A 14,429-nucleotide genomic window follows, 5' to 3' on the forward strand; every position below is an offset into this window, starting at 1 on the left:
CGCTCCACCCGTTTTCGGCCGCTGGAGCGCCTCCGGAACGGCCCGCCGGGCTCTGTCGGTGCCCCCACTTAGGATCTCTCGTATGACCAGCGAGCAGCGCACGGACGGTTCCGACGAGGGCAGCGGCCAGGCCGTGGCGGGAGCGACCGAGGACGGCCGGGTGTTCGTCGTCACCCCGAACGCGATGGCCGTCGAGGGGCCGCCGGTAGAGCGGGTCGAGGTCGAGGACCAGCCGGTCAAGTCCGTCACCGACATGGTCGAGCAACCCGCGAAGGTGATGCGGATCGGCAACATGATCCGCCAGCTGCTGGAGGAGGTGAAGGCGGCGCCCCTGGACGAGGCCAGCCGGCAGCGGCTGCGCTCGATCCACTCGGCGTCGATCGCCGAGCTCAAGGACGGCCTGGCCCCTGAGCTGGTCGAGGAGCTCGAGCGGATCGCTCTGCCCTTCAGCACCGACGAGACCCCGTCCGACGCCGAGCTCAGGATCGCCCACGCGCAGCTGGTCGGCTGGCTGGAGGGCCTCTTCCACGGCATCCAGACCGCCCTCTTCGCCCAGCAGATGGCCGCTCGCGCCCAGCTGGAGCAGATGCGCCGCGCCCTCCCCGCCGGCAGTACCCCGCCCGTCCCGTCCGAGGGCCAGCCCGGCAACGGCGGCATGTACCTGTAGGACTGGCGAGGGCGGGGGCAGGGCGGGCCCCACCCCGAGGGAACCGGATCGTCGTCGGCGCCGTCCCATCCGAGGCCAAGCACCACGACACCTCGGGAGCCCTGTATGACCACGTTCGCGTCCCCGCTCACCCCCGCTCCGCTGCCCGCCTGCACCCGGCTGGTCCAGGTGTTCCAGGACCCCCGGCTCGAGGAGCCCGGCCGGCACGGCGCCGACCAGGCCGACCGCAGCGCCTACGCCGGTCTTGTCGCGACGGCCGGCGCCGCCTGCCGTTCGTGTCCGCTGGTGACGGCGTGCTTGTACCGCGCCGTGGTCGAGCACGACGTCGCCGGCTACGTCGCCGGCACCACCGCCCGGCAGCGGTCGGAGATCCGCCGACGGCTCGGGGTCACCGTCCGCCCTGAGGACTTCGACACTTTGGCCGGGGTGGTCGGCGGCGGCCGTCAGATCGACCACGACGAGGTGCTCCGACTGCGCAACGCCCACCCCGACGAGAGCCTGGAGACGCTCGCCGGCCGCCTCGGCTGCTCCCTCTCCACGGTCAAGCGGCACCTCCGGCGCGAGCGCAACGCCCCGTCCGAGGTCACCGTCAGCACTTCCCGCCCGCGCCTGCACCAGGTGCTCGTCGTCGCCGCCGAGGTCACCGCCGCCGGACGGTCACGGGCTCAGGCCGCCTGAGCCCGGACGGTTCAGCCGAACCAGCGGCTCAGCTCGGCGACCGGTCCGCCCTCGGCGAAGAGGTCGGTGACGGCGTCGGCGGCCGCCTGGACCTCGGGCGGGGCATCACCGATGGCGACGCCACGGCCGGCCCAGAGCAGCATCTCGATGTCGTTCCGGCCGTCGCCGAAGGCCAGCACCCGCTCCTGCGGGACGCCCAGCTCGGCCGCCACCTGGGCCAGTGCGGTGGCCTTGTTGACGCCCTCGGGAGCGATGTCGATCCAGGCGCTCCAGCCGACGAAGTAGGTCACGCCGTTCAGGCCGAGGTGCTTGGCGAGGGTGATGAAGTCCTCGGCCGAGCCGTGCGGGTCGCGCAGGATGATCCGGGTGACTGGCCGCGCGCTCAGCTGGGCGGCGTCCTCGATGATCATCTCGCCGGTCAGGTCCTCCTCCGGAAAGTGCCGGTTGAGGCGGTAACCGCGGCCGATCTCCTCCACCGCGATCAGGGTTCCGGGCGCGAAGTCCTCCACCCGGGTGATCACGTCGCTCGGGTCGAAGGTGATCGCCTGGACGATCTCCTCCGGCGGGTAGCGCACGGTGACGGCACCGTTGGAGCAGACGGTGAGCCCCGGCGGCAGGCCCAGCTCCTCGACCAGCTCGCGGGTGCCGTGCCAGCTGCGGCCGGTGGACAGCACGACGGGGACGCCGGCCCCGACCACCCGCGTGACCGACGCCGCCACCGCGGCCGGGAGGACCCCGTCGCGGTCCACCACCGTTCCGTCGACGTCGAACGCCACCAGCCCGGGCCGCCACCCCGGCTCGAGGGGGGAGCCCATCAGCGCGGCACCAGCATCTCGCGGCCGCCGAGGTAGGGCCGCAGCGCCGCGGGCAGCCGGACCGAGCCGTCGGCCTGCTGGTGGTTCTCCAGGATCATGATGATGGTCCGGGTCATGGCGCACAGCGTGCCGTTCAGCGTCGCCACCGGCCCGGTGCCGCCCGGAAAACGGGCGCGGATGTTCAGCCGCCGGGCCTGGAACTCGGTGCAGTTCGAGGTCGAGGTGATCTCGCGGTAGCGCTGCTGGGTGGGCAGCCAGCCGTAACAGTCGTACTTGCGGGCGGCGCTGAGGCCGAGATCGCCACCGGCCAGCTCCAGCACCTGGTACGGGATCTCGAGGGCGTCGATGAACTCCCGCTCCCAGGCCAGCAGCCGCTGGTGTTCCTCGGCCGCGTCCTCGGGGGCGCAGAAGACGAACATCTCGACCTTGTCGAACCAGTGCACCCGGAAGATGCCGCGGGTGTCCTTGCCGTAGGAGCCGGCCTCGCGCCGGTAGCTGGGGCTGTAACCGGCGTAGCGCAGCGGCAGCGAGCCCGCGTCCAGCACCTCGTCGGAGTGGTACGCCGCCAGCGGCACCTCCGCCGTGCCGACGAGGTAGAGGTCGTCCTCAGGCAGCTGGTAGACGTCCTGGGCCGCCTGGCCGAGGAAACCCGTCCCCTCCATCGCGGACGACTTGACCAGCGCCGGCGGGATCATCGGGGTGAACCCGTTGCGGATCGCCAGCCCCATGGCCAGGTTCATCAGCGCCAGCTCGAGCTCGGCGCCCTGCCCGGTCAGGTAGTAGAAGCGGGAGCCGGACACCTTGGCGCCGCGCTCGACGTCGATCGCGCCGAGCAGCTGGCCGAGCTCGAGGTGGTCCCGCGGCTCGAAGCCCTCGGCCGCGAAGTCGCGCGGGGCGCCGTAGGTCTGGACCACGACGTAGTCGTCCTCACCGCCGGCCGGAACGTCGGGGAAGACGAGGTTGCCGACACTCTTGAGCAGCGTTTCGAAGTCGGCCCCGGCGAGGCCGGCCTCGCTGTCGGCCCGCTTCACCTCCTCGGCCAGCTCCCGCGTCCGGGCCAGGATCGCGGCCCGCTCGTCGCCGGAGGTCTTCGCCACCTGCTTGCCGAGGTCCTTCTGCTCGGCCCGCAGCTCCTCGTACCGGGTGATCGCGACACGGCGGCGCTGGTCGGCCGCCAGCAGCTCGTCCACCACCGCCTCCGACTCGCCCCGGGCCCGCTGGGACGCGCGCACGCGGTCGGGATCTGAGCGGAGCACCTTGACGTCGATCACCGGCTCAGCCTAATGGCGGGCCTCGTCGCGAGGCACCCGCGTTACCGGCGGAGCCAGCCCGCCGCGCCTGGGAGAATGACGTCCATGTCCCGCCGCCCCCCTCGTCCGGCCGCCCTGGTGCTGGCGGCCCTGCTGCTGGCGGCGCTGGCGCTGTGGACGGCTCTGACGCTGGAGTGGTCCCCGCTCCAGACCCTGGACGCGCGCTACCTGCCCCGGGGGATCGAGCCGCTGTCGGTCGAGGCACAGATCGCCTCGGCGTTCGCCCTGGTCACCTGGCCGGGCGTCGAGTACGCCGCCCTGCTCGCCGTCGCCTGGTGGGCTTCCCGGCGCCGGTTGCGGCAGCTGTCGGTGGCCCTGGTGCTGATGGCTGGGCTGGGCTGGGGCGGCGCTGCCCTGTTCAAGGTGCTGATCGCCCGCGACCGACCGGCCCAGGCCCTGCCGGTGGTGACAGCCCACGGCTACGGCTACCCGTCGGGCCACCTGGTGGCCGTGACCGTCCTGGCGATCGGCGTGGGCGCCACCTTCGCCGTCACCCGGCGCAGCATCCGGGCGCGGTTGCTGTGGCAGGTGGGCTCGGGGGCCGTGACCCTCCTCGTGGCCGTGGACCGCTGGCTGCTCGGGGCCCACTACCTGACCGACATCGTCGGCGGGCTGCTGCTGGGGGGTCTGGCGGCGGTGCTCGCTCTGATCGTCGCCGGGGTCCGGGTCCCGGTGCCGCACGACCTCGTGACCGACATCACGCGCGGTCGCCTCGCACACGAGGCTTCCGCGGGCCCGCCGCGTCGCGCCGCGGTGATCTACAACCCGTCCAAGGTGCTCGACTGGGTGACCTTCCGCCGGCAGGTCGAGTACGAGTTCGCCGAGCGCGGCTGGGGGGTCCCACTGTGGCTGGAGACCACCGTCGACGACCCCGGCCGGGCCATGACGCGGCAGGCCGTCGCCGAGGAGGTGGACCTGGTGCTGGGCGCCGGCGGGGACGGCACGATCCGGGTCATCTGCTCGAGCCTCGCCGGGACGGGGGTGCCGTTCGGGCTGATCCCTGCCGGCACCGGGAACCTGCTGGCCCGTAACATCGGCATCCCGCTGGACCGGGCGGCCGCCCTCGACGTCGCCCTGGACGGGGTGGACAAGGCTGTCGATCTGGTCGAGCTGCGGGTGGACGGCGGCGCGCCCGACCATTTCGCCGTGATGGGCGGGATCGGCATCGACGCGGTGATCATGGAGGGCACGAACCCCGAGCTCAAGAAGGTCGTCGGTTCGGCCGCGTACTTCGTCGCCGCGGCGCAGAACGCCAAGCACCCCGCACTCCACACCACGATCACCGTCGACGACCAGCCGCCGCTGCGCCGCCGCGCACACGTGATCCTGGTGGGCAACGTCGGCTACCTGCAGGCGAACATCCCGCTGATCCCCGACGCCAAGTACGACGACGGGCTGCTCGACGTGATGATCGCCTCGCCCCGCACCGCCCGCGACTGGGTCCGGCTGACCACCGGCGTGCTGACCCGCCAACGGCGCCCCGACGAGCAGCTGGACCGGATCACCGGTCGCAAGGTCACCATCACCGTGGAGGAGCGGGACTCCTTCCAGCTCGACGGCGACACGGTGGGCGAGTGCAACGAGATGGTCGCCGAGGTGCTGCCCGGCGCCCTGACCCTGCGGGTGCCGCGCACGCTGAGCGCCTCCAAGGACCAGCCCACCGACGCCCTCGAGCAGTCCGCGGCCGACGAGATCGAGGGCGTGGCCAAGCGCTGAGGGCCCGTCGACGGGCTCAGGGAACCGGTCAGCCCCGGAGGCGGCGGAGCCAGCCGGCGGCGGCGGTGTAGTCCGGGTTGGCGGTCCCCGGCCGGACGTCGGTGCGTTCGCCGTCGGCGCGGGGGTAGCTGCCCAGGAAGACGACCTCGGCGCAGACCCGGTGCAGCCCCATCAGGGCCTCGGACAACCGCGCGTCGTCCAGGTGGCCCTCGGCGTCGACGGAGAAGCAGTAGTCACCGAGCGTCCGCTTGGTGGGCCGGGACTCGATCCGGCACAGGTTGACCCCGCGACTGGCGAACTGCTCCAGGATCTCCAGCAGCGCGCCGGGGTGGTCCTCGCGCATGAAGAGCACCATCGTCGTCTTGTCCGCGCCCGTCGCCGGGGCGACCGGACCCGGACGCGAGACCAGCACGAACCGGGTGACGGCCTCGGCGTTGTCGGCGATCCGTTCGGCCAGGGGCACGAGGCGGTACATCTCGCCGGCGACCGTGGCACACACCGCCGCGTCGAAGCGGGACTGCGGGTCGGCCACCTCGGCCGCGGCGCCGGCGGTCGAGCCGCCCTCGGTCACCGTCGCCTCGGGCAGGTGGGAGGCCAGCCAGTCGCGGCACTGGGCGGCCGCGTGCGGATGCGTCAGCACCTGGCGGACCTCGCTCAGCCGCGTCCCCGGCCGGCCGTACAGACCGAACTGGATCGGCAGCAGCACCTCGCGGGTGATGACCAGCGGGTCGCCGTAGGTGAGGTTGTCCAGCGTGGCGGTCACCCCACCCTCGACGGAGTTCTCGATCGGCACCAGCACGGCGGTGACGTCGCCGTCGCGGACGGCCTGCAGGGCCTGGCCGACGGTCGGGTACGGGATCGGCTCGCCGCTCAGCGCCGGCAGGGTCAGCAGCGCCTGGTGGGTGAAGGTGCCGGCAGGCCCGAAGTAGCCGTAGTGGGCGGGCGGGACTCCAGGCATCCGGTCAGAGTAGCGGTCCGGTGCAGCGCTACCTGGCGGTGAGCGAGTCCAGGGACGTCTGCAGCGTCTGCTGGACGGTCGCCCCGCTGTCGTCAGGTCGACTGGACGCGACCACGGCGTGGGTGCCGTCAGGCAGGGCGACGACCACCACCAGCAGCCGGTCGTAGCGGCTGGCCACCTCCGGGACCCGGTAGTGCACCTCACCCGAGACCACGATCGTCTCCGTGCCGGACCCCAGGTCGGTCGGCTGCACCGTGAGCTTGGTGAGGGTCGTCGCCTCCCGGCTGAAGAACTGCGCCCGGGCGGAGGCGAAGACCTTGCGACCCGTCGCCTCGAGGTTACCGTCGGTCACGAGCGAGGTCGGGACCACCCCGACCGCCTCGGTGGCGGTCCAGTCGTGGTGGTCGCCGTCGTAGTTCGGGTGCACGGGCGCGTTGCAGGCGAGGGCGTCCTCGAAGGTGGGCGGCGCGGAGCTGGGGCTGGAGTCGCAGACGTACGGTGTGCCGGCGAGCGTGATCCGCAGCTTGCCGACCGTGGCCGCCCGGCTGCTCGGGTCGTAGCTGATCGCCCGGGACGACGTGCGGGGCGGGGGCGCGACGGCCGGGCCACTGGGCAGGCCCTGCGCGCTCGCGGACACCACCGCGCCGAGGGCGGCCGCCGCGACCAGCACGGCGGCGACCACCACCGCGACCGCCACCGGCAGCCGGACCAGCGCCTCGGCGGGCTCGGGGGCCAGTGTCGCGGCCACGCCGACGGGAGCCGCGCCCTCCTCGGCCCCGTCAGGCGGAGCCTCGACCGAGTCCGACTCCGACTCCGACTCCGACTCCGACTCCGACTCCGACTCCGGTGACGGGAGCACCTGTTCGGGGGGCACCGCGGCCGGATCGGCGCTGAGCCAGCGGGTCCAGGCCCGGCCGTCCCACCAGCGGTAGGTGCCAGCGGTCCCGGCGGGATCGGCGTGCCAGCCGGCCTCGGGATCGCTCACGCGGCTCAGGATAGGCGCGGCTCAGGCCGCTCGGGTGGCTTCGGCACCAAGCCGCTGAGCGGCCCGGTCGGACCGCGGTCGGACCGGGACCGGCGTGGTGGCCGCCGCCAACCCCATGGCGGGCACGGCCACGTAGAGGGACTCGGCCCGGTCGACGACGTAGGTCTCGTGCCAGATGCCCACGGTCTCAGGTGCGTTCCGAGCCCGCCGGTTGAACGCGGTCCAGGCGGGCCGGTGCTCGGACTCAGGAGCGGAGGCGTACGCGTACAGCTTCTCGACCGAGCTCCAGTACTGGACGACGGTGGGGCCGCCCGCGCCCAGCAGCGTCCGGAAGCCCAGCAGCCCGGACCCGGGGTCGCGGGACAGCTCCGCGAGCATCTTCGGCATCGCCGCGAAGACCGGCAGGTAGAGGTCGGGGCGCCAGAGCCGGTTGACCCGCATCCCGATCAGGAACACGACGAGCGCCCCGTCGTGCTCGTGAGTGGTGCGTCCGGGGAGGATCATGGCCATCGGTGCTCCTATTGGGTAGCGGTGCTCTCCAATATTGGGGAGCGATACTATTCATGTCAGGACCTGCGGCGGAACCGAGCGGAAGGAGGACCACGCATGCGGATCTCCGAGCTCTCCCGGCGGAGCGAGGTGCCGGTCGCGACGATCAAGTTCTACCTGCGCGAACACCTGCTGCCCGAGGGGCAGCGGACCTCGGCCACCCAGGCGCAGTACGGGGAGGCCCACGTCGAACGGCTCCGGCTGATCCGCGCCCTCGTCGGCCCGGCCGAGCTGTCGCTGGCCGCCGTCCGGAAGGTGATCGCGGCGATCGAGGACCCGCCCGCCGAGGTGTTCGACCTGCTCGGAGCGGCCAGCACGGCCGTCGAGCGGACTACCGGGCCGCAGGACCACACCCGCGTGCACGAGCTGGTGGCCCGCTGGGGGTGGCTCGGCGTCGAGGGCGCCTGCCCCCTCCACGGCGACCTCGCCGCTGCGCTGGCCGCCCTCGACCAGGCCGGGGTCGTCCTGTCGTCCGAAGACCTCCGCGGCTACGCGGAGCACATCGGCGCCATCGCCGAGGCCGAGATCGCCGCGGTACCCACCGACTCTCCCGAGGCCGCAGTCCGCTACGTCGTGCTGGGGACCGTCCTGGTCGAGCCGCTGCTGCTGGCCCTGCGTCGGTTGGCCCACGTGGAGTTTGCGGGCCGCCGCTTCGGTGGGCCTGCCTAAGGTGTGCACAAACCCGTCGACTACCTGAAACCCGTCGACTACCCGGCGTTCGTTCACTATCTGCGCCCTGGAGGGCAACATCGAGGACTTCATCGCCGGTCTGCCGAAGGCCGAGCTGCACGTCCACCACGTCGGGTCCGCCTCGACGCGGATCGTGGCGCAACTGGCGGCGCGCCACCCCGGCACCGTGCCGGACGACGAGGCGGCCCTGGCCGACTTCTTCCGCTTCGAGGACTTCCCGCACTTCATCCGCACCTACCTGTCGGTGGTCGACCTGGTCCGCACCGCCGAGGACGTCCGGCTGCTGACCTACGAGGTCGCCCGTGACATGGCGACCCAGCAGATCCGGTACGCCGAGCTGACCGTCACACCCTCGACGTCGATCACCGAGCAGCTGCCGCTGCCGGCCTTCCTCGAGGCCATCGAGGACGCGCGGGTCAGCGCGGCCCGGGACTTCGACGTCGAGCTGGCCTGGATCTTCGACATCCCCGCCGACTTCGGACTGCCCGCGGCCGAGCTGACCGCCGCGGCCGCGCTCGACCAGGACGTCCCCGCACTGGTGGGCTTCGGCATCGGCGGATCGGAGATCGGGTTCCCGCGTTCGCTGTTCCGGGACCAGTTCGACCGGGCCCGGGCGGCCGGCCTGCATCCGGTCATCCACGCCGGCGAGACCAGCGGCCCGGAGACGGTCTGGGACGCCTGCCTCAACCTGGGCGCCGAGCGGATCGAGCACGGCATCACCAGCCTGGCCGACCCGCGGCTGCTCGAGCACCTGGCCGAGCACCAGATCATGCTGGACGTCTGCCCCACCTCGAACGTGGCGCTCGGCGTGGTCCCCGAGATCGAGTCGCACCCGCTGCCCGCACTGGTCGCGGCCGGTGTCGCCGTCAGCGTCAACACCGACGACCCACCGATGTTCGGCACCGACCTGAACCGCGAGTACGCCATCGCCGCCGGGCTGCTGGGGCTGGACGAGAGCGGCCTCGCCGAGCTGGCGCTGGCAGCAGTGCACGGCTCCTTCGCCCCCGCCGCCACCAAGGCCGCGCTGGCGGCAGAGATCAGGGCCTACGTGACCTCGCGGGGTCACGTGGAGCGATCTTGACGCGACTACGCGGGACGATCGCACCAGCTGAACGTCGGGAGCCGGCAGGGACGGGCAAGGGCTTGGCCGGCGGAGCTGCTGAGGTCGCGGCCGATCGGCGGCGCGGGAACAGCTCGGACCGCTCGGGGTGCCGCCACCACCAGATGACGGCGAACAACACCGCGAACTGCACGATCGGGGAGACGGTGTCGCGCATCCGGTTGGCGGTCCAGTCCAGGCTCGGGCCCACGTCGATCGCGCGGCCCGGCACGTAGGCCAGCGAGAGCGGGGTGATCCGCAGCAGCATGATCCGGTCCAGCTTGTTCGCCGCGAGCACCGCCAGCGGCATCCAGGCAATCAGGTCGTACCAGCTGAGGGTGTACATCGAGGTGATCAGCCAGGCCACGCTCAGCACCAGCGAGGTGCGGAGGGCGATGGTCAGCGGGTCGCTCCGCAGGTCCGCGTCGCGGGGGAGGCCGGGGGCTGCGGTCCACGGCACGGTCCGCGAGAGCATCCAGGCGATCACGAACAGCCCGGCGTAGGAGATGACCCCGGTCACCACCTTCGCGTTGAAGCCGGTGGTGAACAGGTCGAGGAAGCGAAAGACCGGGTTGGCCCAGGAGCCGACCGACACGTAACCGCCGTTGCGCAGCACCTGGAAGAACGCCGTTGGCTGCCACACCACGTAGGACAGGCCCATCGGGATCGCCGTCCCCAGGCAGAGCAGCAGCGCCTTCTTCGGCTCCTTGCGGTAGGCCCAGAGCATGGCGAGGCCCCAGATGCCGATGCTGAGCTTGACGCAGCCGGCCAGTCCGATCCCGACGCCCGCCCCGAACGGGCTGCGCCGGATCAACAGCAGTCCGCCGACCGCGAACATCACCGACAGCGCCTCGTTGTGGGCTCCCGCGACCACCGCCCAGATCAGCACCGGGTTGGCCACGCTCAGCAGCGCCGCCCGACGCTGCCGGGCCAGGTCACCGCGCGCGAGGGCGACCACGCCGGCCCCGGCCAGCAGGAACGGCACCACCGCGAAGACCTGCAGCCAGAACACGATGTCGTGCATGTTCTCCCCGCCGAGGGTGTTGGCGAGGCGCTGCGTCCAGGTCGTGATCGGCCCGTAGACGCTCGGGGTGTCGTACCAGGGTCGCTCGGTCAGGCTCAGGACCGGGTCGTACTGGCCGCGGAAGATCTCGGCCGGGGTGATCTCGTAGGGATTGCGCCCGATCGCCTGCAGGCGGCCGTACCCGGCGTACATCAGCACGTCGGCCGAGGTCATCGGGGGCACCGCGATGGTGGCCAGGCTCAGCACGACCCCGAGGCCGAAGATGCGTCTGACCCGCGGCTTCCAGCCGTCCGCCAGGGCACGCATGGCCACGAACAGCCCGACGGCTCCGACCACGATGGCCAGCCAGATCATCACCGAGACGAGCCACTCGTCGGGGTGGACGAGGCCACCCGGCAGGTACCAGGGCGGCAGCAGGGAGTGCCGCTTGCCGAGGGTCAGCGTGACCGCGGACGGGCCGAGAAAGCCGGTGACCACCGTCAGCACGGTGGCGCCGACGATGCCGGTGAGGCCGTAGCGGTGGTTGCGGTGCCACCGGGTGGGCCGGTACACCACGGCCGCGGGCTTGGCCGGGTTGCCGGACCGGCGCCGACGCTTGGCGGTCGAGCTCACGACCGTCGCCGTCCGCGCAGCAGGGAGGAGACACCGTTGGTCCGCAGCTCCGAGATCCCGGCAGAGACCCAGCCGCGGGCGGCCAGCGCGCGGGTGACGTCGCGCAGCTGCCTGGCGCGGTGCAGCTGACCGGCGAGGTCGCGGCCCGTCGCCCGGTGGCGCAGCTCCACCGGCACCTCCTCGACCTTCAGTCCGGCACGCAGCACGTCGACGGTCATACCCACTTCGACGCCCCATCCCGCGGCCAGCGGGCTGGCGAGCTCGAACGCGCGCCGGGTCAGGCAGCGTTGGCCCGACAGCGGGGCCTGCGGCGTCCATCCGGTCAGCTCGGTGATGCCGCGGGCGGCCGTCCCCATCACCCAGCCGTTGCCTCCCGGCGCCTCGCCGGCTTCGGTCTGCTGAGCGGGCAGCACCGCGATCGTCAGGTCCGCGCGGCCGGCGACCACCGGCTCGATCAGTGGCGCGCAGGCGGCCGCGGACCCGGCCAGGTCAGCGTCCAGCAGCAGCAGCGTGCCGCACTCGGGCCGGCCGTCGCGCTGCTCCATCACCCCGAGCGCGTTGACGGCCGACTCGACGGCGGCCGCCTTGCCGCGGTTGCGTCGGTGGGTGACCACGATCGCGCCGGCGGCGGCCGCGTGGGTTCCGGTGCCGTCGGAGCTGCCGTCGTCGCAGACCAGCACGATGTCCACATGCGGCAGCGCGCGTGCGGCGGTCACCGTGGCGGCGATCCGCTGCTCCTCGTCCTTGGCCGGGATGACGCAGGCGACACGCGTCAGGGCTGGACTCACCCGGCCAGGTTATAGCGTGCCCCTGTCCGCGGGCCGGTTCGCGCGCGGCGCCCGTCGGGAGCGTGCCGCGGCACCGGGACCACTCGTGGTCCCCGCCGGGCCACTAGGGTTCCCGCCATGACGTCGACCATCCCCGCAGCTCCCGGCGTGCGCTCCGAGGTCGGTCGGCTGCGCACCGTGATGCTGCACCGGCCGGGTCCGGAGCTGAAGCGGCTGACGCCCCGCAACAACGACGCCCTCCTCTTCGACGGCCTGCCCTGGGTGGACCGCGCCCAGGCCGAGCACGACGCGTTCGCCGCCGTCCTGCGCAGCCGTGACGTCGAGGTCCTCTACCTCTCCGAGCTGCTCATCGAGACCCTCGGCGGCACGGACGCGCGCGAGCAGGCGATCCGGCTGACGCTCTCGGACCTGGGCCTGGGCGACCGGCTGCGCGCGTACCTGCGCGGGATGGCGGCCGACCTGGACGCCGCGGACCTGGCCGGGGTGCTGATGGCAGGGCTCCGCAACGACGAGGTGCACGGCTCAGGCAGCCTGGTCACCGCATTGCTGCCGGACCAGGAGTTCCTGGTCAACCCGCTGCCCAACCTGCTCTTCACCCGGGACTCGAGCGTCTGGGTCCAGGACCGGGTGACGATCACGTCGCTCGCCATGCACGCCCGGCGCCGCGAGACCCAGCTGACGGAGCTGATCTACACCTTCCACCCACGGTTCTCTGGTGTCGAACGCATCCACGGCTGGGGCCTCGAGCACCTCGAGGGCGGCGACGTGATGGCCCTGGCCGACGGGGTGCTCGCGGTCGGCGTCGGCGAGCGGACGACCCCGGCGGGCGCCGAGCGGCTCGCCCGGACGGCGTTCGCGGAGGGTCTGGCGCACACCGTCCTGGCCGTCCCGATCGACCAGGACCGGGCGACGATGCACCTCGACACCATCTGCACGATGGTCGACACCGACGCCGTCGTGATGTACCCGAACGTCGCGCACCGGCTCACCGCGCTGGCGGTCCGGGCAGGACACGACGGCGACCTGGAGATCGACCCGCCCGCCCCCTTCCTGGAGGCGGCAGCGCAGGCGATGGGGATCGACCAGCTGCGGCTGATCGACACCGGTCTCGACCCGGTCACCGCCGAGCGTGAGCAGTGGGACGACGGCAACAACACCCTGGCCATCGAGCCGAAGGTCGCGGTCGCATACGAGCGGAACGAGGAGACCAACACCCGGCTGGCCGAGGCAGGCATCGAGGTGCTGACCATCGCCGGCTCGGAGCTGGGCTCGGGCCGCGGCGGTCCCCGCTGCATGTCCTGCCCGATCAGTCGGGACCGGCCGGGACCTCCCGCGAGCTGAGCGCCTCGGCGAGCCCGCGCAGGACCAGGTCGCAGACCCGGTCGAGGATGTCGACGCTCATCGTCCCCCACAGCGGGAGGCAGAGCAGGTCGGCCCGCAGGGCGTCCGCGCGCGGCGCGCCGTGGCCCTGCGGCGGCACGGTGAAGCGTCCGGCGAAGTACCGCCTCGACTCGATCCCGTGCCGGTGCAGGAAGTCGTCGACCGCCTGGGCGAGCGGCTCGCCGTCCGGTCCGCGCAGCCGGACGCAGCAGTAGGAGTGGTTGGGCGTCGTCAGCGCGCGGACGGCCGGGAAGGTCACGGCCGCGCTCGTCGACAGCCGGGCGAGGTAGGCCTCGACCCGCTCGCCCCGGCCCGCGATCTCGGCCGCGAGCCCGTCGAGCGCCAGCAGCCCGACCGCCGACAGGATCTCGTTGGACTTGCCGTTCGTCCCGCGCGGGTCGGCGTGGCCGGTGGGTCGCATCCCGAAGTTGCGCAGCGCGGTCGCCCGCTCGAGCACCGCGTCGTTCCCGCTGACCACGGCCCCGCCCTCCACCAGGCACAGCAGCTTGGTGGCGTGGAAGCTGACCGCCGACCCGTGACCGTACGCGGGCAGGGCCCGCCCGCCGTACCGCACGCCCACGGCCGCGGCCGCGTCGTAGAGCACGGCGACGCCGGCGTGGTCGGCCACCTGCTGCAGCCCCTGCACGTCGGCCGGATGGCCGAGCGTGTGGGTGGCCAGCACCGCACTGGTCCGCTGACCGATCAGCGCGGCCGCGCTCGCCGGGTCCACCGTGAGCCCGGTCGGCTCCACGTCGGCGAACACCGGCTCGAGCCCGGCGGCGACCACCGCCTGCACGGTCGCGGCGTGGGTGAAGCTGGGCACCACCACCTCGCCGTCGAGGTCGAGGGCGGCGCACAGCAGCCGGAGCGCGGCACTCCCGCTCGCGGTCACGCGGGTGCCGGGCCAGTCCAGCGTGGCGCTCAGCGCATCCTCGAGGCGTCGCTCGAGCGGCCCACCGTTGGTGAAGACCCCCCGGGCCCACACGCCCTCCAGCAGCGGGGTCAAGGCCTCGAGCGTCGGGACGACGGGCCGGGTGAAGGGCACGGTCTCCCCGGCCGGCCCCTCCGTCCTCGACCCGGTCACCGCGCCGACCTCCCTCGTTCTCCGCTGCCCTGTGCTGACGACCGTAGAGCCACGGCCCGGGTGAGGAGAAGACC

General features: G+C 72.9%; 14 protein-coding genes. 6 read left to right on the forward strand and 8 right to left on the reverse strand.

Annotation, left to right across the window (positions count from 1 at the left end):
- Positions 1-82 precede the first annotated feature (82 nt).
- Both ACFE7W_RS08155 and ACFE7W_RS08160 read left to right on the forward strand, forming a co-directional pair.
- Entirely contained in the window at positions 83-667 is a 585-nt protein-coding gene (locus tag ACFE7W_RS08155) for a bacterial proteasome activator family protein (protein ID WP_375424273.1), read from the forward strand.
- Between the two features lie 105 nt (positions 668-772).
- Positions 773-1,345 (forward strand): WhiB family transcriptional regulator, encoded by a 573-nt coding sequence (locus tag ACFE7W_RS08160; RefSeq protein WP_375424274.1) that lies wholly within the window; start codon positions 773-775, stop codon positions 1,343-1,345.
- Positions 1,346-1,356: 11 nt separating this feature from the next.
- Here ACFE7W_RS08160 and ACFE7W_RS08165 read toward each other — a convergent pair whose 3' ends face one another.
- Together ACFE7W_RS08165 and serS are read right to left on the reverse strand one after the other, a co-directional pair.
- Complete coding sequence (locus ACFE7W_RS08165) at positions 1,357-2,124, reverse strand: HAD family hydrolase (RefSeq protein ID WP_375424850.1); 768 nt, start codon at positions 2,122-2,124, stop codon at positions 1,357-1,359.
- 35 nt (positions 2,125-2,159) lie between these two features.
- A complete protein-coding gene (gene serS, locus ACFE7W_RS08170) occupies positions 2,160-3,431 on the reverse strand; it encodes a serine--tRNA ligase (protein ID WP_375424275.1) in 1,272 nt (423 codons plus the stop codon).
- An 84-nt stretch (positions 3,432-3,515) separates the two neighbouring features.
- Here serS and ACFE7W_RS08175 point away from each other — a divergent pair, with 84 nt between their 5' ends.
- Positions 3,516-5,186, forward strand: a complete 1,671-nt coding sequence (locus ACFE7W_RS08175) for a diacylglycerol kinase family protein (RefSeq protein ID WP_375424276.1) — start codon at positions 3,516-3,518, stop codon at positions 5,184-5,186.
- A 28-nt stretch (positions 5,187-5,214) separates the two neighbouring features.
- Here the strand turns inward: ACFE7W_RS08175 and pheA are convergent, their stop codons facing one another.
- From pheA to ACFE7W_RS08190, 3 genes are read right to left on the reverse strand one after another with little or no spacing between them, the layout of a single operon-like run.
- The gene (gene pheA, locus ACFE7W_RS08180; protein WP_375424277.1) at positions 5,215-6,144 is read right to left on the reverse strand and encodes a prephenate dehydratase; all 930 of its coding nucleotides are present in this window, start codon (positions 6,142-6,144) and stop codon (positions 5,215-5,217) included.
- 28 nt (positions 6,145-6,172) lie between these two features.
- Positions 6,173-7,129 carry a DUF2510 domain-containing protein gene (locus ACFE7W_RS08185; protein WP_375424278.1) on the reverse strand — a complete coding sequence of 319 codons (957 nt, stop codon included), beginning with the start codon at positions 7,127-7,129 and terminating at the stop codon, positions 6,173-6,175.
- A gap of 21 nt (positions 7,130-7,150) precedes the next feature.
- On the reverse strand, positions 7,151-7,639 hold the full coding sequence (locus ACFE7W_RS08190) for a DUF4188 domain-containing protein (protein ID WP_375424279.1): 489 nt from the start codon (positions 7,637-7,639) through the stop codon (positions 7,151-7,153).
- 96 nt (positions 7,640-7,735) lie between these two features.
- On the opposite strand from ACFE7W_RS08190, the gene ACFE7W_RS08195 reads away from it, so the two are divergent.
- Both ACFE7W_RS08195 and add read left to right on the forward strand, forming a co-directional pair.
- Positions 7,736-8,347: a MerR family transcriptional regulator gene (locus ACFE7W_RS08195; RefSeq protein ID WP_375424280.1), complete on the forward strand. Its 612-nt coding sequence runs from the start codon at positions 7,736-7,738 to the stop codon at positions 8,345-8,347.
- Positions 8,348-8,447: 100 nt separating this feature from the next.
- Positions 8,448-9,449, forward strand: coding sequence for an adenosine deaminase (gene add, locus ACFE7W_RS08200; protein WP_375424851.1), 1,002 nt, complete (start codon positions 8,448-8,450; stop codon positions 9,447-9,449).
- Here add and mptB read toward each other — a convergent pair.
- Positions 9,406-11,103, reverse strand: coding sequence for a polyprenol phosphomannose-dependent alpha 1,6 mannosyltransferase MptB (gene mptB, locus ACFE7W_RS08205; RefSeq protein ID WP_375424281.1), 1,698 nt, complete (start codon positions 11,101-11,103; stop codon positions 9,406-9,408). The genes add and mptB overlap by 44 nt on opposite strands.
- Positions 11,100-11,891 (reverse strand): glycosyltransferase, encoded by a 792-nt coding sequence (locus ACFE7W_RS08210; protein WP_375424282.1) that lies wholly within the window; start codon positions 11,889-11,891, stop codon positions 11,100-11,102. The genes mptB and ACFE7W_RS08210 overlap by 4 nt, the downstream gene beginning before the upstream one ends.
- A 117-nt stretch (positions 11,892-12,008) precedes the next feature.
- On the opposite strand from ACFE7W_RS08210, the gene ACFE7W_RS08215 reads away from it, so the two are divergent.
- Positions 12,009-13,232: an arginine deiminase gene (locus tag ACFE7W_RS08215; protein ID WP_375424283.1), complete on the forward strand. Its 1,224-nt coding sequence runs from the start codon at positions 12,009-12,011 to the stop codon at positions 13,230-13,232.
- Here the strand turns inward: ACFE7W_RS08215 and ACFE7W_RS08220 are convergent.
- Positions 13,198-14,355, reverse strand: a complete 1,158-nt coding sequence (locus ACFE7W_RS08220) for a DegT/DnrJ/EryC1/StrS family aminotransferase (protein ID WP_375424284.1) — start codon at positions 14,353-14,355, stop codon at positions 13,198-13,200. The genes ACFE7W_RS08215 and ACFE7W_RS08220 overlap by 35 nt on opposite strands.
- Positions 14,356-14,429: the final 74 nt, after the last annotated feature.

Origin of the sequence: uncultured Friedmanniella sp., assembly GCF_964244285.1 — a bacterium.
GTDB lineage: Bacteria > Actinomycetota > Actinomycetes > Propionibacteriales > Propionibacteriaceae > Microlunatus.

Coding starts and splice junctions, on each gene's coding strand:
- ACFE7W_RS08155 (WP_375424273.1), top strand. CDS start 83: ATGACCAGCGAGCAGCGCACGGACGGTTCCGACGAGGGCAGCGGCCAG.
- ACFE7W_RS08160 (WP_375424274.1), top strand. CDS start 773: ATGACCACGTTCGCGTCCCCGCTCACCCCCGCTCCGCTGCCCGCCTGC.
- ACFE7W_RS08175 (WP_375424276.1), top strand. CDS start 3,516: ATGTCCCGCCGCCCCCCTCGTCCGGCCGCCCTGGTGCTGGCGGCCCTG.
- pheA (WP_375424277.1), bottom strand. CDS start 6,144: ATGCCTGGAGTCCCGCCCGCCCACTACGGCTACTTCGGGCCTGCCGGC.
- ACFE7W_RS08190 (WP_375424279.1), bottom strand. CDS start 7,639: ATGGCCATGATCCTCCCCGGACGCACCACTCACGAGCACGACGGGGCG.
- ACFE7W_RS08195 (WP_375424280.1), top strand. CDS start 7,736: ATGCGGATCTCCGAGCTCTCCCGGCGGAGCGAGGTGCCGGTCGCGACG.
- ACFE7W_RS08215 (WP_375424283.1), top strand. CDS start 12,009: ATGACGTCGACCATCCCCGCAGCTCCCGGCGTGCGCTCCGAGGTCGGT.